The sequence below is a fragment of the Spirochaetota bacterium genome, from assembly GCA_034190085.1.
In the GTDB taxonomy this organism is placed as follows: domain Bacteria; phylum Spirochaetota; class UBA4802; order UBA4802; family JAFGDQ01; genus JAXHTS01.
On the sequence record JAXHTS010000066.1, the window covers coordinates 13,227 to 37,447 of the forward strand.

17 protein-coding genes are annotated in these 24,221 nt (G+C 38.6%); 7 read left to right on the forward strand and 10 right to left on the reverse strand.

Going from position 1 to position 24,221, the window contains the following annotated elements; all coding sequences use genetic code 11:
• From SVZ03_12915 to rlmN, 3 genes are all read right to left on the reverse strand, one after another.
• Complete coding sequence (locus SVZ03_12915) at nucleotides 1-1,713, reverse strand: FAD-binding protein (GenBank protein MDY6935108.1); 1,713 nt, start codon at nucleotides 1,711-1,713, stop codon at nucleotides 1-3.
• Between the two features lie 259 nt (nucleotides 1,714-1,972).
• Nucleotides 1,973-4,204, reverse strand: a complete 2,232-nt coding sequence (locus SVZ03_12920) for a transglycosylase domain-containing protein (GenBank protein ID MDY6935109.1) — start codon at nucleotides 4,202-4,204, stop codon at nucleotides 1,973-1,975.
• Nucleotides 4,205-4,247: 43 nt separating this feature from the next.
• Nucleotides 4,248-5,300, reverse strand: a complete 1,053-nt coding sequence (rlmN, locus tag SVZ03_12925; protein ID MDY6935110.1) for a 23S rRNA (adenine(2503)-C(2))-methyltransferase RlmN — start codon at nucleotides 5,298-5,300, stop codon at nucleotides 4,248-4,250.
• 357 nt (nucleotides 5,301-5,657) lie between these two features.
• Here rlmN and SVZ03_12930 point away from each other — a divergent pair, with 357 nt between their 5' ends.
• The 6 genes from SVZ03_12930 to SVZ03_12955 all read left to right on the forward strand — a co-directional run bounded on the left by SVZ03_12930 (nucleotide 5,658) and on the right by SVZ03_12955 (nucleotide 12,043).
• Nucleotides 5,658-5,891 (forward strand): YgiT-type zinc finger protein, encoded by a 234-nt coding sequence (locus SVZ03_12930; GenBank protein MDY6935111.1) that lies wholly within the window; start codon nucleotides 5,658-5,660, stop codon nucleotides 5,889-5,891.
• A gap of 57 nt (nucleotides 5,892-5,948) precedes the next feature.
• The gene (gene gltX / locus SVZ03_12935) at nucleotides 5,949-7,394 is read left to right on the forward strand and encodes a glutamate--tRNA ligase (protein ID MDY6935112.1); all 1,446 of its coding nucleotides are present in this window, start codon (nucleotides 5,949-5,951) and stop codon (nucleotides 7,392-7,394) included.
• Nucleotides 7,372-8,373 carry a thiamine-phosphate kinase gene (thiL, locus tag SVZ03_12940; protein MDY6935113.1) on the forward strand — a complete coding sequence of 334 codons (1,002 nt, stop codon included), beginning with the start codon at nucleotides 7,372-7,374 and terminating at the stop codon, nucleotides 8,371-8,373. The genes gltX and thiL overlap by 23 nt, the downstream gene beginning before the upstream one ends.
• Before the next feature lie 24 nt (nucleotides 8,374-8,397).
• Nucleotides 8,398-9,120: a hypothetical protein gene (locus tag SVZ03_12945; GenBank protein ID MDY6935114.1), complete on the forward strand. Its 723-nt coding sequence runs from the start codon at nucleotides 8,398-8,400 to the stop codon at nucleotides 9,118-9,120.
• A gap of 29 nt (nucleotides 9,121-9,149) precedes the next feature.
• Nucleotides 9,150-9,980 (forward strand): transglutaminase-like domain-containing protein, encoded by an 831-nt coding sequence (locus tag SVZ03_12950; protein ID MDY6935115.1) that lies wholly within the window; start codon nucleotides 9,150-9,152, stop codon nucleotides 9,978-9,980.
• A 371-nt stretch (nucleotides 9,981-10,351) separates the two neighbouring features.
• Entirely contained in the window at nucleotides 10,352-12,043 is a 1,692-nt protein-coding gene (locus SVZ03_12955; GenBank protein MDY6935116.1) for a glutamine--tRNA ligase/YqeY domain fusion protein, read from the forward strand.
• Between the two features lie 78 nt (nucleotides 12,044-12,121).
• Here the strand turns inward: SVZ03_12955 and SVZ03_12960 are convergent, their stop codons facing one another.
• The 7 genes from SVZ03_12960 to dctP (SVZ03_12990) all read right to left on the reverse strand — a co-directional run bounded on the left by SVZ03_12960 (nucleotide 12,122) and on the right by dctP (SVZ03_12990) (nucleotide 20,284).
• Nucleotides 12,122-13,030 (reverse strand): TRAP transporter TatT component family protein, encoded by a 909-nt coding sequence (locus tag SVZ03_12960; protein ID MDY6935117.1) that lies wholly within the window; start codon nucleotides 13,028-13,030, stop codon nucleotides 12,122-12,124.
• 56 nt (nucleotides 13,031-13,086) lie between these two features.
• Complete coding sequence (locus SVZ03_12965; GenBank protein ID MDY6935118.1) at nucleotides 13,087-14,391, reverse strand: TRAP transporter large permease subunit; 1,305 nt, start codon at nucleotides 14,389-14,391, stop codon at nucleotides 13,087-13,089.
• A gap of 84 nt (nucleotides 14,392-14,475) precedes the next feature.
• On the reverse strand, nucleotides 14,476-14,979 hold the full coding sequence (locus SVZ03_12970) for a TRAP transporter small permease (protein MDY6935119.1): 504 nt from the start codon (nucleotides 14,977-14,979) through the stop codon (nucleotides 14,476-14,478).
• 241 nt (nucleotides 14,980-15,220) lie between these two features.
• The gene (locus SVZ03_12975) at nucleotides 15,221-16,552 is read right to left on the reverse strand and encodes an MmgE/PrpD family protein (protein ID MDY6935120.1); all 1,332 of its coding nucleotides are present in this window, start codon (nucleotides 16,550-16,552) and stop codon (nucleotides 15,221-15,223) included.
• A gap of 230 nt (nucleotides 16,553-16,782) precedes the next feature.
• Complete coding sequence (gene dctP / locus SVZ03_12980) at nucleotides 16,783-17,823, reverse strand: TRAP transporter substrate-binding protein DctP (protein MDY6935121.1); 1,041 nt, start codon at nucleotides 17,821-17,823, stop codon at nucleotides 16,783-16,785.
• A gap of 81 nt (nucleotides 17,824-17,904) precedes the next feature.
• Nucleotides 17,905-18,867 (reverse strand): TRAP transporter substrate-binding protein DctP, encoded by a 963-nt coding sequence (gene dctP, locus SVZ03_12985; protein MDY6935122.1) that lies wholly within the window; start codon nucleotides 18,865-18,867, stop codon nucleotides 17,905-17,907.
• Between the two features lie 391 nt (nucleotides 18,868-19,258).
• Entirely contained in the window at nucleotides 19,259-20,284 is a 1,026-nt protein-coding gene (gene dctP / locus SVZ03_12990) for a TRAP transporter substrate-binding protein DctP (protein MDY6935123.1), read from the reverse strand.
• Nucleotides 20,285-21,220: 936 nt separating this feature from the next.
• Between dctP (SVZ03_12990) and SVZ03_12995 the strand changes: the two genes are divergently transcribed.
• A complete protein-coding gene (locus SVZ03_12995) occupies nucleotides 21,221-24,205 on the forward strand; it encodes an AIR synthase-related protein (protein ID MDY6935124.1) in 2,985 nt (994 codons plus the stop codon).
• The last annotated feature ends 16 nt before the right edge of the window (nucleotides 24,206-24,221 follow it).

Here is a 24,221-nt window from a genome sequence, read left to right on the forward strand (position 1 = left end):
CTAATACCTCCTCTCTTCTGGCTGCCATTTTGTGACAGATACTGACTTATAAGAAAGTTTTGGTCCATCATCAGTGCATTTCGCTACAGTATGCTTCATCCACTTCTTATCATCCCGTTTCTCAAAATCCCTTCTATAATGAGCGCCACGAGACTCTTCACGCTTTAGCGCTCCTAACGTAATCACCTCCGCCATATCAAGATTCGCCTTTATCTCTAAAGTCCAGGTCTTATCATAATTAAAAACATTACCTTTACTGATTGATCTTATATTCTTAAACCGCTTCTTCAACTCCCTTACATGGTTTAAGGCAGATGTTAAACCTTCCTTGTTTCTAAAGACCTGCACCTTTGTATCCATTACTTCATGCAACTCATCCTGAATATGATATTGATTCTCTGTTCCTCCACGATTGTACAACTCATCCAATTCCGCCTCTTTCTTCTTCAATACATTCTTGATAATTCCATCCTTCTTGGAAGCGCCCTTCCCCTTTACAATATTACCAACATAATCCCCAACCCTTGCTCCAAATACCACACAATCCAAAAGGGAGTTTCCACCGAGCCGATTAGCGCCATGCACGCTCACACAAGCGCACTCTCCACAAGCATAAAATCCTTCCATCTCTGTCTTGCCATCAGCGTCAGCATCTATACCACCCATAGTGTAATGAACCGCTGGCCGAATAGGAATAGGCTTTTTAATGGGATCAATTCCCAAAAATTCTATACATATCTCTCGTATTCCAGGAAGTCTCTCCATTATCTTCTCAGCTCCCAGATGTCTCAAATCTAGATGAACATAATCGCCTTTATCTATCCCATGTCCCTCGTTGATCTCTGTCATAATGGAACGTGCGACCATATCCCTGGGAGCAATCTCCATATAATTCGGGGCATACTTTTTCATAAACCGCTCACCCTCATTATTAATAAGGTAGCCCCCCTCTCCTCTTGCCCCTTCAGATATTAAAATATTTTTCCCAATTATACCGCTGGGATGAAACTGAACAAACTCCATATCTAATAGTGGTATGCCCGCCCAATACGGCAAAGTAACACCCAATGCAGTTGAACTATAAGAATTTGTTGTATGTCCATAGATTCTGCCCGAACCTCCCGTTGCGAATATTACAGCATGCCCAAGAAAAATTTCAAGCTTCCCTGTTCGCATATTAAAGCATGTTACACCCTTACAAACCCCATCATCGACAACCAACCCTATAACATAATATTCATCATAGAGTACGACATGATCCTTTAATGTAAGGTATTTCTGAAACAGGGTATGAAGTATAAAATGACCTGTCCGGTCAGAGCCATAACATGTTCTTGGGAAGGCCCCACCGCCAAATGGCCGTTGAGCTATTGTGCCATCCTCCTCCCTTGAAAACGGGCATCCCCATTGCTCTAACTCCCTAATCCTATCAGGAGCCTCTTTGGTCATAATCTCAATTGCATCCTGATCTCCCAAAAAATCACTTCCTTTAACAGTATCGTAAGCATGCCTTTCAGCGCTATCATCCCTCCCTTCAGGATTATTGCCCAGTGAGCCATTTATTCCACCCTGAGCCTGCCCGGAATGTGATCTTATTGGATATATTTTTGATATCCAACCAACATCAACACCAAGAAGGCCTGCTTTATCCACCGCCATATTGCCAGCAAGACCTCCACCTACAACAAGCAGTTCATGCGAATGAGCCTCCATTTATCCCCTCCTAAAAATAATTATAATTTGCAGGAATTAAAAGATTGTAATAAAATAATAATTTCATTGCGTATCTAAAACAATCCACCATAAATAAAACCGTCTGACTGCTTTCTAAACAAAAATGAATTATCAAATACAAATGTCAAGATAAAATGAAAAAAATGAGTGAAAATTTAGAAGGCGCTTTAGAGTGTGATAGCAAAAAAACACTGGAATTCATGCAGAATAATAATTTAAAAGAACCCCAATGCCAAATCTATTTATTCATGTGAATATTGCAATATTCTCCTGGTTCAGTCCCTGAGTAATACAATTCGTCAATTGACACCCTCGGGCAAGAGCCATCCTCCCTTGGCACTAACCCTGAATCTAAACATATGGTTTGAAAAGATATTCCATCATCAGGCACTAGGAAATCTCCCGGAATCCTATCATTATAAATGCGTGATACATAACTGACCCAGATGGGAGCGGCAACAACACCACCTGCCCGTCCCTCACCCAATGAGATTGCCCCTTTGTTATTTCCAATCCATATAACCGTAACTAGATCATGAGTATATCCCACAAACCAGGCATCATTAAAATCTGAACTAGTGCCAGTCTTTCCTGCAATGGGAAAACCAATCCTTTTACCCAAAACAGCATGATAAGCCGTTCCCCCCTCCTCGAATACACCCTTTAAAATTGATACTGTAATAGCGCAGGCTATTCTATCCACAATCCTCTCATATCGCCTCCTCCTCTCCTCAACATATCTCATCACCCCTCCTTCATTATCCCAAACAACATTACCGTTGTAATCCTTAACGAATCTCACACCAAAGGGTTTGATGTAATTTCCTCCGTTTACTAACAGGGAATGAAGAATACAGCTCTCCATTGGTGAAATCTCATAAGTGCCTAAAGCAAGGGAAAGGGTTCTTCCAAATCTCTTACCCAGTTCCTCTTCAGATAGACCCAAACCCTTTTTCAGTATCCCGAAGATCGCATCATACCCTATCCTATCCAACAACTTAACAGCAATAACATTTATAGATTTCCGAAGAGCCTCCCTAAGGATTATACTTCCAATATGCTGGTCATTATAATTCTTTGGTGAATATTCATCCTCAAAAACCGTCTTCTCATCAATAAAGACAGTGGAAGGAGTAAAATTCATGCTTTCAAAGGCAGCCGCATATATGACAGGTTTAAATGATGAACCAGGTTGTCTCCTTATTTGGGACACATGATCCAATTGATTCTTGGATGAAAAGCTATAACCACCAACGTATGAAATTATCTCGCCTGTAAATGGATTAAGGGACACAAAGGCTCCCTCAATATTGCCTGCCTTTTCGTTCTCAATTTTATAGTCTACATTATCATTAATAACGCTAGCTTTTTCATGATGAAACTCCCTCTGTTTTAATATCCCCTCTCTCAACTCCTCTACAGCCACATCCTGCTTGCTTGAATCTATGGTTGTATACACACTCAATCCTCCCTTCTTGACAACATCCTCCCCAAACTTCTCAACTATGATTCTTCTTATCTGTTCATTAAAAAAGGGAGCCCTGTTTATTCTATAAGAGCTGAACAGGAAGCTGCCGATCATAGAGGACTCAGCTTTTCCATATACGTCTAATGCAAAATCCCACTTCACCAAGAATCTTTTGAACTGTGCCAAAGCCATCCCCTCACTAATGAAATCAGAGTCAACCATTGACTTCATAATTCTTCTTGTTTTATCAAGAGAGGATGACAGATTTGCAAGGGGAGAATAGATAGAGGGATTTGAGATAGTAGCGACTATCATGGCGCATTCAGTCTCGTTCAATTCCCTTACAGAAGAGCCAAAAAACATCTTCGAAGCTGACTCCACTCCATAAGCGCCGTTCCCAAAGTATATGAGATTCAAATACATTGACAGAATATCCTGCTTATCATACCTCCTTTCTATATCAAAAGCGCAAAAGAGTTCATAGATCTTCCTCTTAAGACTTCTCTCCATATCTGTGAAAAGAACCTTCGCAAGCTGTTGTGTAATTGTGCTTCCCCCCTGCACCACCCGAAAGTGCGTAAGGTTGATCACCAAAGCCCTCAAAATCCCCCTATAACTAATACCTCGGTGTCTGTAAAAGGCTCTATCCTCGCTTGCAATCACTGCCTTGATTAACCAAGGAGGGATGTGACTATAGGGAACGATCTCCCTCTTTTGCTCGAAAAATTCCCCAATAATATCATTGTTCCTATCATATATCCTAGTGGGTATATCCACAACCTTGGATGCAAGATCAATATCACTATAACTGTAGATATATCCCCCCCGAAGCTCCTCTGTACGGTCTATAAGCCTCTTATATTTGGAGAGCCTATTTAACGCCTCATCCTTGTCACTCAACCAATTATAATAAATAACTCCAGTGTAAAGTGCAATGACAAGCATGATCATTAAGGGTATAATTATAAATATTATCTTACTTGGCGACAAGACCAAATGCATCACTCTTCTCGTAAAAATATATATTCCCCCATCATAATTATTCCTATCTCACACTGTGATACGCTTCCCTTTGACCTGAAAGCTGTCCACAGGCTCCATTTATATCATTTCCAAAACTTCTCCTCATTGTAATGGGTATATTCATTATCTCAAGCGCTTCTGCAAACCGCATAACCTCATCATCGGAGGGTATCTCATAATCGTGTTCTCCAGAATTGAGTTTTATTAGATTCAACTTAATCCTGTTATATTTAAACATCCTTTTCAATCTCTTTGCATCCTCATATGAAATATTATCCCTTCTCATCACATACTCTATTGTGAGTCTATTCCTAGAGGCAGGAAACTTATTATTTAATAAATTCACAATATCTGATATAGGATACCTCTTTTCAACGGGCATGTTTACTCTTCTCTTGTCTGGCATAGTATCGTTAAGGGAAATTGCAAGATTATATAATCTACCCTCATCAATGAACCTTTCAATTCCATCCCTAATGCCGCAGGTAGAAATTGTTATCTTCCTCACTGAAATATGAAACCCAAAGGAATAATTCATTATGTCTGCCGCTTTTAGCACATTGATGTAATTCAATAGGGGTTCCCCCATCCCCATAAAAACAATATTATTGTTTTTCAAGCCTGTTATTCTCCTAATCTGACAAACTTGATCAAGAATTTCCGCCACATTCAGATTTCTCTTAAAGCCAATTCTGGCCGTTTGACAAAATCTACAACCCATTGCACATCCGATCTGGCTGGAGAGACAGATAGTAACCCTACCATCAGCCTCCCTATCATTCTGAATTAACAAAGCCTCTATAAAGTTCCCGTCATAGGTCCTAAAGAGAAATTTCTGGGTGCAGTCAGCATCAGAAATGAGCCGATCCTCGACTACAATAGGGGATATGGAATAATTACACTCAAGCTGATTTCTAAGATCCTTAGAGAAGTTGGTCATCTTGAAAAATGAATCAACATTCTTTTCATAAAGCCAGTTGAAGAGTTGTTTAGCTCGATATCTCTTCTCCCCTAAATCAGCGAAAACCTGAACCGCTTCCCCATGTGAGAGATTCTTAACTGAAGACTTATACATTATTCCTCGAATTATGCTTTATCTTTATATACTTATTCTTCCCTGATCTCACTGTCAAGGAAAAAGGGAATAGAAGCAACTACTCAAAAAATTGAAAGGACGTAAATTTATGTTTTCGATTACCACAAATTATTGGCAATTATTAACATTATGAAAATGTATGGAAAGCATTCCTCCCCACTAATCAAGAAGTTACCTAGGAGGTCAATAATAATAAATTTCATTTAAATCTTGACATTTTTTCAAAAAGAATATGATTATAGTATCTTCGATGATCAGGCATTACAATCCTCTCTTTAATTTATGGTTAATCTCAAAAAAAAATACTGATATGCACTTAAGTTTAGAGGTGAATCCATGGAATGTCACTGTGGTGGTAGGTTAACTGAAGGGAAAAGTAGCTACCGCGTAAGTAGAGACAATTTCTGCATTATAATTGAAAATATTCCAGCATTCAAATGCACTAAATGTAAAAAAATACTATTTAAGGCTGAGTTAGTTGAGAAGATTTACAAATTGGTCAATAAGACTGAAAGAGATATCAATGAGATAATTACCGGCAAACCCTCTATCCATTCATATGATTACTAGAGAATATAGATTGGAACTTAAACATACAACCCAAAATACAACCATAGGGACATTACAATGAGATTTAGATTTGCTCCCAGCCCAACAGGCTATCTTCATATAGGCAACGTCAGAACAGCGATATACAACTACCTAATATCAAAAAAATACAATGCTTCTTTTGTGTTAAGGATTGAAGATACTGATATGGAGAGGAGTAGCAGGGAATCTGAGCAATCCATTCTGGATGATCTTAAATGGCTCGGTATAGAATGGAATGAGGGCCCGGATGTTGGAGGAGATTTTGGCCCCTATAGACAATCAGAGAGATTTAATATTTATAAAGAGTATACGGAGAGGCTGATTAGGGATGGGAAAGCGTATTACTGCTATTGCACACAGGAAGAGCTGGATATCATGAGAAGAGAATCCCTCTTGAGAAATGATGATCCTGTTTACCAGGGAAGGTGCAGGGAGTTGAGTAATAATGAAAAGAAAAAATTTGAGGCTGAGGGACGGAAACCCTCTGTTAGATTTAGGTTGCCTAAGGAAGAGACTATTATTATAAACGATATTATTAAGGGTAGAGTCTTATTTGATAGTGAAAATATAGGAGGCGATTTTATTATCACAAGGCCTGATGGCATCCCTGTTTATAATTATATAGTCACCATTGATGATGCACTGATGAAAATCTCACATGTGATAAGAGGAGAGGATCACCTATCAAACACACCCAAGCAGATGCTGATTGCCCATGCGTTAAATCTTCCGATTCCGAGGTATGCCCATCATGCATTAGTTTTAGGTCCTGACAAATCCAAACTGAGCAAAAGGCATGGGATAACATCCGTGAATATGTATAGAAGAAATGGCTATCTTCCTGAGGCAATAGTAAACTATCTTGCTATTCTGGGATGGACATCTAAAAGCGGAGAGGAGATTATGCCCATTGATGAGATTATTAAGGAGATTGACATTGAGGATCTCTCAAATAAACCGGCTGTGTTTGATTTTCAGAAGTTAAAATGGATAAATGGGCACTATATCCGCAATTCTCCATTAAATGATATAACTGAACTCTCCTTACCCTTTATCATGGATGAGGGGTATTGTCTTGATGAAACGGATAAAGACTGGCTACAAAAGGTTATCTCCCTTCTGCAAGGGAAATGCGATCTACTATCAGACATATCAAATCTTGCAGGAATCTTCCTGAAGGATGTTCAGGAACCGGATGAAGAGGCGGATGAGCTTCTCAATCAGGAGGAGTCAAAGATCATTATTGAGAAGTTATATACCATTATTTCAGATGATCTCGACATGAACAACTTTGCTAATGATTTAATTAACAGAATTAAAGAAAATACATCTATTAAGGGGAAAAAGCTCTTTATGCCGCTACGAGCTGTTTTAACAGGAAAATTAAAGGGGCCAGAACTTGATAAAGCAATAGAACTCATCGGTTTTGCTAAATCTAAGGAGAGGATATCATATTTCTATGATAAATACGCAAATAAATAATGAATGGCAGCTTCTCGATAAAATAAAAGAGACCATTGAAGCAAAGAACTCAATTAATTCAGACCATATAGTCAAGTCAATCGGTGATGACTGCGCTGCCTTTCGGTTAGGCAACAACAGAATAGGTCTAATAACCACTGACATTAGCATTGAATCAATACACTTTAATCTAGATTTGAGTTCACCCGAAGAGATAGGATTTAAGGCGATTATGGGAGGCATCTCTGATATCACTGCTATGGGAGGCGAATCAAAACTGGCATTTATCTCAATCGGAATACCGGTTATCCTAAGCCAGGAGTATGTGTTGAGGATTTATGATGGAATGATAGATGCTGCCAATAGGGCTAGCGTATTACTGGTTGGGGGCGACACGTCAAGATCAAGGGAGTTAATTATAAATATTACTATCTACGGTGAAGTTGATGAGAACAGAATAATAAATAGAAACAGCGCAAGGGATGGGGACATCATTTATATCACTGGACATATTGGAGATTCAAGAGCAGGAATGGAAATTTTGGAATCTAAAAGCATAGAGAATAGAGAAGCCTACAAGATCCTAATTGAAAGACATACAAGGCCAATCGCCAGATTTGATATAATAGACGAGATCATCCAGATATTTAATCCAACCTCAATGATAGATATATCAGATGGTCTGCTTTCCGATTTAAGGCATATATGCAATGAAAGCCTTGGTGGATTTATAATTGAAGAAGAGGCTATCCCGCTATCAAAGGAACTCCTTAAATTTTTTACTCATAGAGATGATAGCGTATATGAATATGCGCTGAGTAGCGGAGAGGAATATGAACTGCTCTTCACATCCCCAAAAGAGCTAACCAATACAATGAAGATAAATATAAATAATATACCCATAAATCCTATTGGAAGGATTACAGACAAGGGCTTTTATATTATGAGAAAGAATGCACTCAAGGAAGTTCAGATCACCGGTTATAATCACTTCAAATAATAGACTTTTATAGGAAGTATATGTATGATTAGATATCCCATCTATAAAATAATCCTAGGATTGATTCTAATATGCCTCCCTCAAGGCTGTTATGAGATGCCTCAAAGTATTCCCATTGGCAAATGGAGCTACAGGTTACTTGTCAACAATGTTGAGATGGGTAGCGCCTTAATTTCAAACTCCATCGTTGAAGGCAATTATATCTCCACATCAGAACTCAAATTTTCAACCGGGAATATAACCAATACAAATAAGCAAATTATTACAGAAACAAAGGAATTCAAACCAGTTAAACTCCAAACCCACAATAAGACCCTAACCGGAGACAATGTCTATGAAACAATAACAGTCTCTGTATTCAATGATAGGAATGTGGATGTAAAAATTACAACAGGGAAAGAAAAAACAACAAATAATGCTAAAATTACACTAGGAAAAGACTCAATCCTTGATGGCAACTTCTTCCTTTCAAAGCTTATTGAGGGAAAATTTAAAAGTGGTCTCGAAATTGAGGCCAACATCTATGATCCATCCATTGAGCTTGAAGAACCCATCATTACGAAAGTCAAGGTAATCGGTTTGAAGAATATCGAAGTTGATGGCAAGGATGAACGATTAATACATATATCCCAAAGCATTGAAAACATTAAAAGCATTGACTTCTTTATAGACAGCGCTGGCATCATGAGAAAAGGAGTAATTGAAATGTTAAATATCAGAATTGAGTTAATAAGGAATATCCAATAATTGAGGTCATCCTTAATTAAGGAATAGTGATGCTCCTTCTGATTTATCAGCGAAAACCAAAAAGCCTTCTCCTCGTCACAATAATGCTATACATCCTTGTATTTTTCCAATATTCTGTCTTAGCAATCAATACATCCCTCTATTCTGTCAAGCTCAATAAATATTCAGCGGAAGTATATAATGAGAAGACATCCAGGTATATGCTTTCCTCATCAAGTCCCATATTTCAATTGCCCAATACACCATTTCAAAGAATTATTAAATGGGATAAGAAATCAATTCTGCTAATATCAGGGAAACTCAACACCAATGAGGTATCAACTGTTTTGCCGATGTATCTTACAAATACAAGGTTCTTAAATATCAACAGCCCGGAAATAGTGGAACTTAGCAGAAAATTTCGAAATTCAAAGGAAGTTATAAGGGATGTGGAGGGATTTGTCTGCAATCATATCAAGCGAAAGATATTCGGGATTCCCCTGCTTCCTGCTTTACAGATACTCGAAAGCAGATCAGGGGACTGCACAGAGCATACTATACTGACAATAGCTATCCTACGCTCACTCAAGATTCCATGCCGCGCCATCATCGGAATGATTTTATGTAAAGATTTTCAGGGTCATAAAAATGTATTTGTCTATCATATGTGGGCAGAGGCATATAAGGATGGGGATTGGCTTTTAATAGACTCTACAAGACCTGGAAAAAAATTCCACAATCGATACATTTCATTCTCCTATCATCACCTAAAAACTGAAATGCCTCTATCCTGCTTAAAGGCTGTTTCAGGGATAAAGAATCTATCAGTTGAGTATATTAATAGATCAATAGAGAAGCAACAAAACATGGATTTTTATTAATTCCTTGGAATGTGTTGAAGATATTCTGCTATTAAAAATTCAGCTACTTCTTTAAATAAATAAAAGTTTACCCTTTTCTTTCAATAAATGTAAAAGGGACTGGAAGAGCGCCTTGTTTTACTTGACTTAATCTATTTTTTACAATATTCAATATATCGTAGTTCGCTTAATAAATATTTGCACATAAAGGATTGGTAGAATCGCTAATCTCCCAGCATTTTGAGATTGATAAAATGCAAATTGAAAAATCAATCACGCACCTCCCTCTTCTCATGGGGATAGCATTTTGATACAATTATACCAAATATCCGATTTTAACTGTAAATATTCAAGAATATTACCCAGAGGAAAGCGTGAAGGAGATCGCAGATATGGCCACAACTGATTCAACTACCACCTCAAACTTTATTCGCGACATAATTGATCAGGACCTGAAGCTGAATAAGAATGAAGGCAGGGTTGTAACCCGATTCCCACCTGAACCCAATGGATATCTTCACATTGGACATGCCAAGTCCATCTGTCTCAACTTTGGCCTCGCTAGTCAATACAAGGGCATATGCAATTTACGTTTTGATGACACAAATCCATGCAAGGAGGAGGTTGAATATGTAGAATCAATCAAGTCAGATATTCATTGGCTTGGATTTGATTGGAATGAGCGACTCTTCCACGCCTCAGATTACTTTGAACTACTATATCAGTATGCTATTCAGTTAATAAAAAGGGGCAAGGCCTATGTCTGTAGTCTGAGCGCTGGGGAGATCAGGGAATACCGCGGCACACTAACGGAACCTGGTCGTGAGAGTCCCTATCGCAATCGCTCTGTGGAAGAGAACCTGAACCTTTTTACTCGCATGCGATCAGGGGAATTCGAGGATGGCGCTCATGTTTTAAGAGCAAAAATTGATATGGCTTCCCCAAATTTAAGCATGCGTGATCCGACAATATACCGCATTCGGCGGGTGACACATCATAGAACAGGCGACACATGGCCCATTTATCCAATGTATGATTTCACACACTGCCTTTCGGATTCTATCGAAGGCATCACACATTCTATCTGCACCCTGGAATTTGAAAACAATCGCCCCTTGTACGATTGGGTGCTCGATGAATTGGATGTAAAGTGTCATCCACAGCAGATAGAATTTGCACGCCTAAATCTCAGCCACACCATAATGAGCAAGCGAAAGCTGCTGGAGTTGGTGGAACTGGGGATAGTAACTGGATGGGATGATCCCAGGATGCCTACACTGGCAGGTTTAAAAAGACGAGGCTATACACCAGAATCGATCCGATACTTTTGTGAACGCATTGGGGTTGCCAAAAGAGAGAGCATAGTTGATATGGCCATGCTGGAGCACTGCATACGCGAAGATCTAAACAAACGAGCTTCACGTGTTATGGCCGTATTGCGCCCGATCAAGCTGATTATTGACAACTATCCTGAAGGGGAAGAAGAAGAACTGGATGCTGTAAACAATCCTGAGGATATCAGCACAGGTTCGAGGAAGATACCCTTCTCACGCATTCTCTACATCGAACAAGAGGATTTTCGTGAAAATCCACCAAAAAAATACTTCCGCCTAGCCCCTGGCCACGAGGTGCGGTTGCAACATGCTTATTATATCAAGTGTGTAAAAATAATCAAGGATGAAAAAACAGATAAAGTGATAGAGATTCACTGCACATATGATCCTGAGACACGAGGAGGTTGGTCTAAGGATGGAAGAAAGGTAAAAGGGACATTACACTGGGTCTCTGCTACTCATTCTATACCAGCAACAATCCGTTTGTACGATCATCTCTTTACTAAACCAGATCCTCTAGATGAAAGAGATAATTCTGATTATAAACAATATTTGAATCCGAATTCATTAGAGACACTAGTCTCATGCCATGTTGAACCGAGTCTTGCAGAAGCCAAACCTGGAAGCAGTTACCAATTCCTGAGACAGGGCTATTTCTGTGTTGATTCAATTGACTCAACTCCTGAATCCCTTGTATTTAATCGAACGGTGTCCCTCCGCGATTCCTGGATTGGAAGGGTTAAGGATTGATATTATTAGAAATAAAAAAAGGGGCTAATCTTTAGCCCCTTGTATAAGAATAAGGTATTATTATAATAGAAAACTGCTTTAAAACCACTTATATTTCTCTTTTAAGAATACCCTGGCCTTTATCTTAGCAACTTCATTTAAGAGATATCCACCCTTCATAACTGATGAATCAGTCTCAAGTGTTCTTTTAATGAGTCTGTCAAACATCTCCTCATCCTTGATTAGGGTAGCATAAAACCTCGCCTTAAAGGCATCAACCACAAGGAAATTGCCTTTATTCTGAGCTTCGACCTTTTCAAACCACTTCAGCGCATTCTCAGGTCCGCCATCGGGATCAATCATCGTAGGCATCATACAACAATATAGGGCCATGAAAAGCTTTCCGAAACCGAAGAAATATTCTGGATCAAGCTCTAATGCCTTCTTAAACAGAGCAATAACATCCGCCATAGCCATAATTGCAGTCAAATCATCCATTGATAAAAACAGCTTCAAACCGATATTTGCTCCTAAAAATAATACAGCATCGATATCTTCATCCTTAGCATGTTTTACAAGGGCATGAAGCTTTTCTCCCTTCTCAAGCCCCTTTCGAATCTTGCCATTGCGCTTAATAGCCCTCCATCCATAGGACTCGCCAATGGAGTATAGTTCCTTAGCGTAATCAGGATCCTCATCCTCAACCAATAGGCCATAGGCAACGTAAAGCATGGAACATATTGTTAATAGCCTTCTACTCTTGGGTGCAAGTTCAGTAACAGCTGTAAGAAGAACCGCATCTCCTGCAAGCCCCTCTTTGACCATTCGGCTGCTTCTTACATCCATTATTGCATTCATCAGATCATCAAAATTGGGCTCAGCAACAATATCACTTAATATCCACCCCCTACTTGCCTTACTCGTTGACCCACACCCCGTAATTCCCAATAAAAAGACAAATGCCAAACAGACACTCAATGCCCTAACATAAGAATTCTTTAACTTCATAAAGCTCTCTCCTCCTTTTTTAATATTCCCGCTAATTTGTATAATTTTTGTTATGTCTATATTGTTAACAATTCCGGTCTTTTGCCCATCATATCTATCAATAGTAACGAAAGCTTAGGCCAGTAGGTAATTACAAGAAGAACGAGTATATTCAGAATGAAGAATGGTATTACAACCCTAAATAATCTAACAATTGGTTCTTGAAATCTTACACTGGCAACAAATAGATTCATACCTATGGGCGGAGTCAAATACCCGATTGTCATATTTGATAGGAAGACTATGCCAAGATGGACTGGATCAATACCATAACCATCGGCAATTGGCGCAATAAGAGGCACAAGAACAAGTATCGCTGAAAAGATATCCATCATACATCCTGCAATCAGCAGAAAACCGTTTAACGCCATTAAAAAACCCAGCTTAGAGGAAATATGCTTTTGAATAAATTCCATCATCGCCTGAGGAATCTGTTGATCTATTAGATAATTCGTGAGGCCCAGAGCAAGGCCGAGTATACACATCAACGCGCCCACCATTACCATGCTGTCTACTACTACATCCAATAACTTCTTGAATCCAATATCTCTATAAATAAAACACTCTGTAATTATAGCATAAGCTGCGGAAACAGCGGCTGCCTCTCCAACAGTAATAATTCCGGTAAATATTCCAATAACAATTACAAAGGGAAGGGGTATCTCCCATTTCGATTCATTAATGGCCCCTAAAATCGTAGAAATTGACATCCGTTCAGTTGGAATCTTTATCTTATGCCCGTGCCATACAGAATATATTATCAGAACTAACACCAACAATGAACCAGGCAAAACACCTGCAATGAATAATAGCACAGTATCAACTTGAGATATCAATGCATAGATAATGATCGGCAGACTCGGAACAAAGAGTAGACCAAGGCTACCGGATGTTGTAACCAATCCTAAGGAGAAGTCCTCCTCAAAACCGCTCTTTATGAGCGCTGGCAAGAGCAATCCTCCAATGGCAATAATAGCAAGGGCGTTTGCGCCTGTGAGGGCTGTAAAGATGGAACCTGCAACCAGAACAACCACTGCCATTCCTCCTGGCAACCAAGAGAGAAAGGCGCTTGATAATCTTATCATTCTCTCTGAAGCCTTGCTCTCTGCCAACAGATAACCTGTAAAAGTAAAAAGAGGCAGCGCAATTATTCCAGGCGCCCTGGATATTTTACTGATCTCTGTAATAATCGCATTTGTGCTTAGATCAATACTTGTGAAAAAGTACAGCGTCAAACCGCCAATTACTCCAAACAAAGGGGTACCAATCAATATTAACAAAAGAACAAAAACAATAGCTAAAAATACTAAAATAACTCCCATAATCAATCTCCTCTATACTTTTCTACTTCATAATATATTTAATTTTATTATTAATTCTTACCCAATATGTTATTACTGGTCACGTTATACACTTGCATCCCCTCTCTTCTCAAGTGTCAAAATCGCTATCAACATTCTCACCGATGTAATAAAAAAGAAATAAGGAACTGCTAACATAACGATCCAATCAGGCACACCTTCTACAATTTGACTAACATTATATTCACTTAAAATACCAAGGTAATCTACAGCAGTTAAAAATAGAAACCCACTGACTACTCCCACAATTAGTTTTGTAACAAAATCAATAAGGGTTCGCATACGTCCGCCTGTATATTGAGCTATTAGATCCACTGAAATATGCCTACCATAATATGTCGTTAGCGACGCCCCGACAAAAGTAGACCATATTACAGTAACCTTGACAACCTGATCAACCCACATAAATCCCATCTGAAACAAATTCCTTACTACAACCTGTCCAAAAGCCATGGTAACCATAATAAATAATACCATGTAGATGACGAGTTTTTCTAACCTCATCAGATACATATCTGCTAACTGCACATACTCTAAAATTTTTTTCATGCTATCCTACTCCTTTTTCTTTCTCTATCTTTTCTTAATAATACTAAGACTTCATTTTACATCTATTTACATCTATCTTAAATAGTTCATTACACCAATCTTGTTCAAAACTTGACCCTAACTTTAATAATTGAGAACCTCTATCACTCAAGGGCAATCTTTATTCCAGCATAATGATAATTGATAAATCCCTCCTCCTTACTATTGACCCCCCCTTTTTTAAATTTATAATCGCTATAAATTAAACATTGAACTTTTCAATGAAGCCTTTCATATTTGCCTGATTCTCTAAAGAAAAAATATCTTCAACGATCTCTATTGTTTTCGCCTCACCCAAAATTGGACTGCACAAATCAAGGAACTTGGCTTTGATCTTATCCTTCTTAACTTCATATTCTGGTATCTCCTGTAATATATCAGAAAAAGCCGAATTTACCCTTCCATCCTTTGTCTCTATCTCCACAGTGGACTCTAGCCCCAGTTTTTGGTCATCTAAAACAAGTGATATCTTTGTCATCAAATCCTTAATTTTCTGGTCATTAACCTTTTCATCAGTAAATGCCTGCATTCCAGTGTTCCCTCTCAAAAGAGCATTGGCCACACAATATGGAATGCTGAATTTACCTTCAAGTCCTGTATTTACTTCAGTTTTGCCTGCAGCATCACACGAAAGTTGTGAAGAACTAATCTTTATCGACTCTATATCATCCAGGTTTATGTTTTCCTTTTGTACAATATTCCTTGCTGCCTCAATTGGCGAGTGGGTAGCATGACAGGATGCATGATATTTCTGGGCTATATTCTCCACCTCCCATGTCTTACCCAGTGTATTGATGACATCCTCATTCTCCTGCCCCTTTAACACCTGAAAAAAGCCATGTGCTCCTTCGAGAATATCATCAGCGCTTGTAAAACCTTCCCTTGCCAATAGGGCGGATAAGAGTCCAGCATCAGATGATTTGCCAGCATGAAAGGGCTTACACATTGTGCCGAATACCCTCTTCAGTCCAGAGGCCTGTGTTCCTGCAATACCAAGCGCATTAACTGTCTGCTCTTCATTAAGCCCCAAAAGTCTCGCGCAAGCGGCTGCTGAGGCAAAATGACCCAGAGTGGATGTGCCATGCCATCCTATTAAATAATGCTCTCCGCCAGCGCACATTCCAACAGTTGCTCCTACTTTTATCCCTATAATATAAGCGGTCAAAAAATCATGCCCACTCTTCTCTTTCCATTCTGATATTGCAAGAATTGACGGGAAAATGGTTACAGAGGGATGACCCAAAAAGGTCGCTAATGTGTCATCATAATCAAGAGCATGTGAGGCTGATCCATTGATCAGCGTGGCCTGACTAACGGTTTTTTTCATATTATGACCAATTATTGAAGCCTGCTCAAATCCCCCCATCTGATCCGCATATCGGATCAATTTCTCCACAAGGGGATCATCCTTAGCCGCCATGGTTACAGCAAGCCAATCCATAAAAGCCACCTTGGAATGATCATAAGCAGCGGAAGGAATGTCGGTTTCTTTTGTATCAACAATAAACTTAGCAATAGTCTTAGTCAAACCCATTGATCTGCCTCCAGTAATCATCAACAATAAATATTATCTTTAAATATTCTAATTGGCCTAGCACGTACTAGGATAAACTTAACCTTAGGTAAACAATGACCTAAATTTCCACCGTCCAGACTGCTTGAAAACTAAATCTAGCCCTTAAAATGTCAAGAAAAAATAGAAAAAAATAAAAAAACTATAAGTAACTGTTCAACAATCGTGCACACATAATGAAAATATGACCTTCACCTCTTTTTACCTTTCTTTGCTCGGTAGTCTTTTATATGACCCAAAACCTCATCTAAGAGTTCCCTTGAATACACCTTACCAGCCATATTATCCCATACTGGCCTCGTCCTCTTTTTGAAAACCTCAATCTCCTTAGGAGTCATCTTTACCTCAATACAACCATAATCAATCATACCCCTCTTAGCTTCTTCTGATAGTGTAACCGCTTCTTTTTCAAATATTTTCTCAACCTTCACCCATAATTTCTGAATACCCTTCTGCTGATTCGACGGTAGTTTGTTCCACTCCTTCAGTAATACGATAAATACAGCCTGATCATATCGAATTGGAATTGGATTCAAATACTTTGTAATTGGATAAAGTTGCGCAGCCAGCCACCAGATAGAGGGTGATATAGCTCCATCTACCACACCTGACCTCATGGAAGGCACAACCTCAGGGACATTTACAGGAATTGGACTCGCTCCAAGAGCCTTTAACACCTCCACTTCAAGAGGGCCATGCCAAGTAAGAAATTTGCTTTTTTCGAAATCCTCAGGTCGCCTCATTGGATATTTCGCCGAATAAAAATGTTCATCAAAGCTTCCCATTGCTAATAATTTAAATCCATTCTTTTCCGTCAATTTATATATTGTAGGCCTTATCTTCTCCCTTACATGACAGACTTCCTCTAAATCATTAAAGATGAAGGGTAGCTCCAATACAGATATTCCGGGACATACCATTGCATTGGACGTTCCTGAAATCATCGCCCCTTGCAGTTGACCAATCCGCATCTTAGCCACATAATCCTCTTCATCTCCCATCACTCCACCCATATACCAGACAAATTTTAGATCACCATTAGTCAATTTTAGAACATCACGCGTCATATCCACGGTCAAAATACTCACCATCTTTATTGTATCCTGACCCAGGGTTGCCCATTTCCATACATGCTTAGGCTTTTTTGCCGCAATTACCTTTGAAACACAAAACCCAACTAGGAACAATCCCAATAAAACTGACGAAAACAAATAAATTCTCCTCTTCTTCATTTAAATACCTCCCCTCTTTCTATATTTATATATATCTAATTAGCATATCATATTCAAATTTAACTTCTGATTTTGAATTACCTAACCCCTCCAATCCATTGCACGATACATTTCCAAATGGTTCATCACTTCATCCAACAATTCCTGAGAATATACCCTTCCAGCCACCATTTCCCAAAGTGGCTTTGTCTTAATTCTAAATAACTCGATCTCCTCTGAAGTCATCTTGACTTCCTCACATCCATAATCAATCATCCCCTGAAGCGCATCAGTGCAGACTTGACGACCTTCATTGTTTAAACGATTCTCTACATCTGATGCGATAATTAAAATAGCTGTCTTATATTTATCAGGGATTCTATTCCATGTCTTCAATAAGACTACAAATAATCCTGTGTCATATCTAATTGGAATAGGATTTATATACTTTGTAATACGATAGAGTTGTGTTGTTAACCACCAGCAGGATGGAGATATGCAACTATCCACCACACCTGCCCTTATTGAAGGGACAATCTCTGAAATACTCAATGGAACTGGCGTCGCCCCAAGAGCCTTTAATAACTCCACCTCCAAAGAGCCGTGCCATGTTAAAATTTTGCTCTTCTCAAAATCCTCAGGTGTCCTTAAGGGATATTTTGTTGAATATAGATGTTCGAAACCTACATCTATCATTGCTATGACCTTGAATTTATTTTTTTCTGCAATTTTATCTATCCTAGACCTCATCTTTTTTCTAACATATATCACCTCATCCCAATTATCAAAGAGGAAGGGGAGTTCTAATACAGATATACCAGGACATATAACCTCATTTATAGGTCCAATAATCCCAGCTCCCTGCAATTGACCACTCTTCATTTTCTCGATATAATCCTTCTCATCTCCCATTATGCCTCCACCATACCAGACAAATTTCATATCCCAATTAGTAGTTTCCATAACCCTTTGAGTAAAATATAGTGTTAAAATATTTATCATTCTGATTGTTTCCTGATTATGCATAGCCAACTTCCAAACATACTTAGGCTTTCTATCCGCCATTAAGTTGGTTATGCTATAACTACAAATAAGTAATCCCAATAAGACTAAATATAATTGATTTAATCTCATCAACTTCATCATAAATACCTCACTTTTATTTATGATATAATTGTAACACTCTTTAACATTGCAATGTCGTAACGTTTTGGAGGGATTAGCAATTAGACTAAGGTGTGGGAAAGAGATGGAATAATTCTTTCTTAATAAGCCAAAGACATAGAATATATAATATATTCAATAGCGATTAATTATGTGAAGCCAATAATCTCTCAATTATTCTTCACTTCCCCAATTTTTTTATCAATAGACTTAATCCTCTCCCCCGAAAAGTCATTACCTCAAAAGGAAAAAGCAATATCCCCTATTTAATTACATCACCGTTATCAACAGGCTATCGCTTTCTGGCTCGATACTTATTTCTATGTGCCAATACTTCCTCATATAAAGCCTTGGGATACAGCTTTCCAGCCATATTATCCCAAACTGGTCTGGTCCTCTTCTTGAAGACCTCAATCTCCTCAGGTGTCATCTTTACCTCTGTACATCCATATTTAATCATTCCTATTTTTGCCTCCTCCAGCACCTTATAAGTCTCGCGATCAAAGGTCTTCTCTAATTTTATAGCTATCTGCTCAATAGCTTTTCTCTGAGAGACTGGCAGCTTAATCCATTCCTTCAATACAACTATTATAACACCCGTATCAAACCTAATAATTAGTGGGTTGATATACTTTGTTATTGTGTAGAGTTGCGCAGCCAACCACCAAGCGGATGGAGATATTGCTCCATCGACAACACCTGATCTCATTGATGGAACAACCTCTGGCACGTTTACAGGAATTGGACTAGCCCCAAGAGCCTTCAAAACCTCAACCTCCAGTGGGCCATGCCATGTCAATATTTTACTCTTCCTAAAATCTTCTGGATTTCTTAAGGGATATTTTGCTGAATAGAAATGCTCATCCAAACATGCCATAGCTAATACCTTAAAGCCATTTTTTTCAGAAATTTTTTCAATTTTAGGCTTCATCTTATCTCTTACATAACGCGCTTCCTCATAACTATCGAAAAGAAAAGGCAGCTCCATCACAGATATCCCAGGACAGACAGTTGCATTAGATGTTCCTGTAATCATTGCCCCTTGCAGTTGACCAATCCTCATCTTTGCAACATAATCTTCCTCGTCTCCCATCACCCCGCCCATATACCAGACAAACTTAAGATCCCCATTCGTTGCTTTTAGGACATCCTGGGTAAAATCTACTGTGATAACACTTACCATTTTAATTGAGTCCTGACCCAGCGATGCCCATTTCCAAACATACTTTGGCTTTTTTTCAGCCATTAAGATAGATAAGCAAAAAGCAAAAAGCAGAAACCCTGATAAAAATACTAACGAATAAACCATCCTCCTCATCTTAAGACCTCCTAATTATCTTATTTTGTTATTTCTTAAAAGTGTGAAGATGAAATGGGGCGACCACCCTAAAAAAACACTTAAAATGTCCAACATCCTCTAACTAACACCAAGAATTAAACTACATAATTGGTTATTCACAAAACCATAGCCTTCTATATTTAGCTTTTGTTGTATAATTCCAATTATTTATTAAGTCTAATTATGATGGATATACAGGATAACAGTCTATTCATACCTCTCCTTTAGGTGTAACACTGCTTTAAGGACATTATTGAGACTTGGCATATGTGGATACTTCCACCACCCTTTGCCAATAAAGTTGATTAAACTCTACCTTCACTTTTTAAGAATTAATTTACATTTACATAACCTTATTTGACATCTGGTTATCTTATAAATTAAATCGCCTTCTTAATCAGAAAATCACTTTTGATAGACAGGTTCACGACGAGGCAAGCTAAAACGCTACTTTGACATGCTAATAAGCAATGGCGGGATTATCTATAGCCTTAAATAAATAGCATTGACGAAATATCTTGATAAAAATATTGACCAATTCACATAATTGGTGTGACAAACCATCTTCACCAAGAATTAAGGTGGTTATATTGCGATAAAAATACAACATTATTATATTCACACAAGCACTTTTTTTCAAATCGCTTTATAGACCTGAACTCTTAATATATTCAGGAATTATTACAACATAAAAATTTATACGAATTTTTATATACAAAACTATGGGATGTGTAACCCGATTTCAATAGCCATTATATTGTGAAGAATCAAATGAATTTTTTGATTCCGATATAAAATATACAATTATCTAAAAAATAGATTGCAGTTCGCATACCCATTATCCAAAGTTATAATCATTGAAACATTATACAAAGCAATTGAAAAGCCTGAGATAACGATAATTTGGAGTAGAGAATGGGATGTTCAAAAATCAGAATAGAGGTTTTTTATATAATACCCGATTCACGAGAAGATATCCTTCTGAAAAAAATTAACCGATTAGGATTTCACCTAAATAGAATATTCATCACTGACAATTATCTCATCAATGCAGATTTATCCAATGAAGATATACTTAGGATTGCCAAGTCTATAATACAGCCCGTTACACAGGACTATAAAATAAACATACCCCACTACCCAGATTCATTTGATTATGCAGTTGAGATAGGATTTTTGCCGGGAGTTACAGATAATATATCCAATACAGCAAGAGAAACAATCGAAGATCTTCTGAAGAAAAAATTTGAACCTCAGAAGTCGATTTTCACATCAAAAACATATTTCTTCAGCGGAAATATAAGCAGAGAGGAGGCCTACAGCATTGGTCTGGAATTGCACAATCCACTGATTCACAGAATGCATTTATTATCTCATGATGATTATCTCAAAAACGATGGAATGGGATTGGAATTACCTGTTGTAAGGATGAGAGAGCGATCGGAGTCCATTGAGGTCGATATGGAAATGTCAGATGATGATCTAATGATATTGGGCAAGGAAGGCATAGCCGATGAAGATGGGAAAAGAAGGGGCACACTTGCACTGGATATGCTATCGCTTAAAGCAATCAGGGATTACTTCAAGTATAAGGAATGCAGAAATCCCACAGATATTGAGCTTGAATCCATTGCTCAAACCTGGAGCGAGCACTGCAAGCATAGAATATTCGCCTCAAGGCTGGATGATATTGATGAAGGCATATTTAAGAGGTATATTAAACAGGCTACAGAGAGGATTATTAGTGATAGGGGGGATGATTTTTGCGTTTCAGTATTTGAAGATAATTCTGGCGGGATAAAATTTGACGAAAATTATGTAATCTCCGATAAAGTAGAAACCCATAATAGCCCAAGCGCTCTTGATCCATTCGGCGGTGCCATAACAGGCATTGTTGGAGTGAACAGGGATACTATTGGATTTGGGCTCGGCGCAAAACCAATAGCCAATAGATTCGGATTCTGCTTCGCTTCCCCCTTTGACAATAGATCCTTATACAGGGATAAAGATGAGAACTCAAAGTTACTCCCCCCGAGGAGAATAATGGAGGGTGTAATCCATGGAGTAAATGTAGGTGGGAACTGTTCAGGGATTCCTACTCCTCAGGGTTTTATATATTTTGATGAGAGATACAGGGGCAAGCCATTGGTTTTTGTTGGGACAATTGGACTCATTCCTCGATATATAAACGGAAAATCTTCTGTTCATAAATGCGCCAGAGACGGCGATAATATAGTCGTTATAGGCGGCAGGGTTGGACGCGATGGAATTCATGGAGCAACCTTCTCTTCTGAGGCCCTCACCCATGGCAGCCCTGCTACAGCGGTTCAAATAGGAGATCCTATTACGCAGAAAAAGTTTTCAGATGCCATTACAAAGGAGGCGATGGATAAGCGTTTATATAATTCAATAACAGATAATGGAGCTGGTGGATTATCCTGCTCAGTTGCAGAGATGGGTAGAGAGTCGGGAGGATTTGAGGTTAACCTCAATAAGGTGCCGCTTAAATACTCTGGTCTTGCCCCATGGCAGATTTGGGTGAGCGAATCTCAAGAAAGGATGACATTAGCAGTTCCACCAGAAAAACTTGAAGAATTTATTGGTCTAATGGAGAGAAGAGGGGTGGAGACTGCGGTTATCGGACGATTTAATAATACAGGCAGGGGAGTGGTTGCCTTTAATGGCAGGAAAATCTTTGATCTGGATATGCAATTTTTACATGAAGGGCTGCCGCAAAAAATACTAAAGACTAATTATAATAAAAAGTCAAATCCCTATCCTCCCTTCCCTAAACCTGATAATCTAACAAAAGTATTTTGTGATATGATTAGCAGATTAAACACATCCTCCTTTGAGTTTATCTCCTCACAATATGATCATGAGGTCCAGGCTGGTTCAGTAATAAAACCCCTCCAGGGAAGGGGTAGAGCGAACAGCAATGCAACTGTAATAAAGCCACAACTGGATTCCCTCAAGGGAGTGGTAATATCACAGGGGCTCTATCCATCCTATGGCGACATTGATACTTATTGGATGGCAGCATGTTCTATTGATACTGCTATTAGGAACGCCATTTCAGTGGGAGGAACATTGAAGAGAATCGCTTTGCTCGACAACTTTTGCTGGTGTGATTCTGAGAATCCGACAAGATTAGCTGAGTTAAAGGATGCTGCTAGAGCCTGTTATGATTTTGCTGTGGCTTACGGTACCCCCTATATTTCCGGAAAAGACAGCATGTTTAATGATTTCAGGGGATATGATGAAAACTATGAAGAGGTATTCATTTCTATACCACCAACGCTTCTTATCTCCTCCATTGGCATAGTAGAGAATGTGAATAGATGTCAGACCATTGACTTCAAGTTTGAAGGAGATCAAATCTATATACTGGGCAAAACTGAAGATGAAATAGGTGGAAGCGAATACCTTGCTTATATAGGGGAAAAGACTTCAGGAAGAGGGTATATTGGAGATAATATCCCCAAAGTTGATTCAACAAAGAACATGGACCTGTATAAAGCCTTTGAGACTGCAACTGAACGAGAGCTATTAGCTTCCAGCATCAGCATCGAGCGAGGGGGGATTGGTGTTGCTATCTCAAAATCAGCCATTGCAGGAATGCGTGGATTCACTTTAGACCTTTCAAGAATCCCGGCAAAAAAACACCTCAGAATCGATACGCTTCTGTACTCAGAATCCCAGGGCAGGTTTCTTGTCACAGTCAATCGATCAAAAATAATAGAATTTGAGAGGATATTTAGGGATTTGCCTGTCAAGCAAGTTGGGGAGGTGTTGAAGGATGATAGGATTGAGATAAAAAACGGAGATGATTCTAATTTAATAATGACAGATGTTATTAAATTGAGGGATTCATATAAGGAGTTATTTAAAGATATGTAACAAGTTTATAAACACA

Coding starts and splice junctions, on each gene's coding strand:
- SVZ03_12915 (MDY6935108.1), bottom strand. CDS start 1,713: ATGGAGGCTCATTCGCATGAACTGCTTGTTGTAGGTGGAGGTCTTGCT.
- dctP (MDY6935123.1), bottom strand. CDS start 20,284: ATGAGGAGGATGGTTTATTCGTTAGTATTTTTATCAGGGTTTCTGCTT.
- SVZ03_12970 (MDY6935119.1), bottom strand. CDS start 14,979: ATGAAAAAAATTTTAGAGTATGTGCAGTTAGCAGATATGTATCTGATG.
- thiL (MDY6935113.1), top strand. CDS start 7,372: ATGATAAATACGCAAATAAATAATGAATGGCAGCTTCTCGATAAAATA.
- SVZ03_12955 (MDY6935116.1), top strand. CDS start 10,352: ATGGCCACAACTGATTCAACTACCACCTCAAACTTTATTCGCGACATA.
- gltX (MDY6935112.1), top strand. CDS start 5,949: ATGAGATTTAGATTTGCTCCCAGCCCAACAGGCTATCTTCATATAGGC.
- SVZ03_12920 (MDY6935109.1), bottom strand. CDS start 4,204: ATGCATTTGGTCTTGTCGCCAAGTAAGATAATATTTATAATTATACCC.
- dctP (MDY6935121.1), bottom strand. CDS start 17,823: ATGAAGAAGAGGAGAATTTATTTGTTTTCGTCAGTTTTATTGGGATTG.
- dctP (MDY6935122.1), bottom strand. CDS start 18,867: ATGGCGGATAGAAAGCCTAAGTATGTTTGGAAGTTGGCTATGCATAAT.
- SVZ03_12995 (MDY6935124.1), top strand. CDS start 21,221: ATGGGATGTTCAAAAATCAGAATAGAGGTTTTTTATATAATACCCGAT.
- SVZ03_12945 (MDY6935114.1), top strand. CDS start 8,398: ATGATTAGATATCCCATCTATAAAATAATCCTAGGATTGATTCTAATA.
- SVZ03_12960 (MDY6935117.1), bottom strand. CDS start 13,030: ATGAAGTTAAAGAATTCTTATGTTAGGGCATTGAGTGTCTGTTTGGCA.
- rlmN (MDY6935110.1), bottom strand. CDS start 5,300: ATGTATAAGTCTTCAGTTAAGAATCTCTCACATGGGGAAGCGGTTCAG.
- SVZ03_12950 (MDY6935115.1), top strand. CDS start 9,150: ATGCTCCTTCTGATTTATCAGCGAAAACCAAAAAGCCTTCTCCTCGTC.
- SVZ03_12930 (MDY6935111.1), top strand. CDS start 5,658: ATGGAATGTCACTGTGGTGGTAGGTTAACTGAAGGGAAAAGTAGCTAC.
- SVZ03_12975 (MDY6935120.1), bottom strand. CDS start 16,552: ATGGGTTTGACTAAGACTATTGCTAAGTTTATTGTTGATACAAAAGAA.
- SVZ03_12965 (MDY6935118.1), bottom strand. CDS start 14,391: ATGGGAGTTATTTTAGTATTTTTAGCTATTGTTTTTGTTCTTTTGTTA.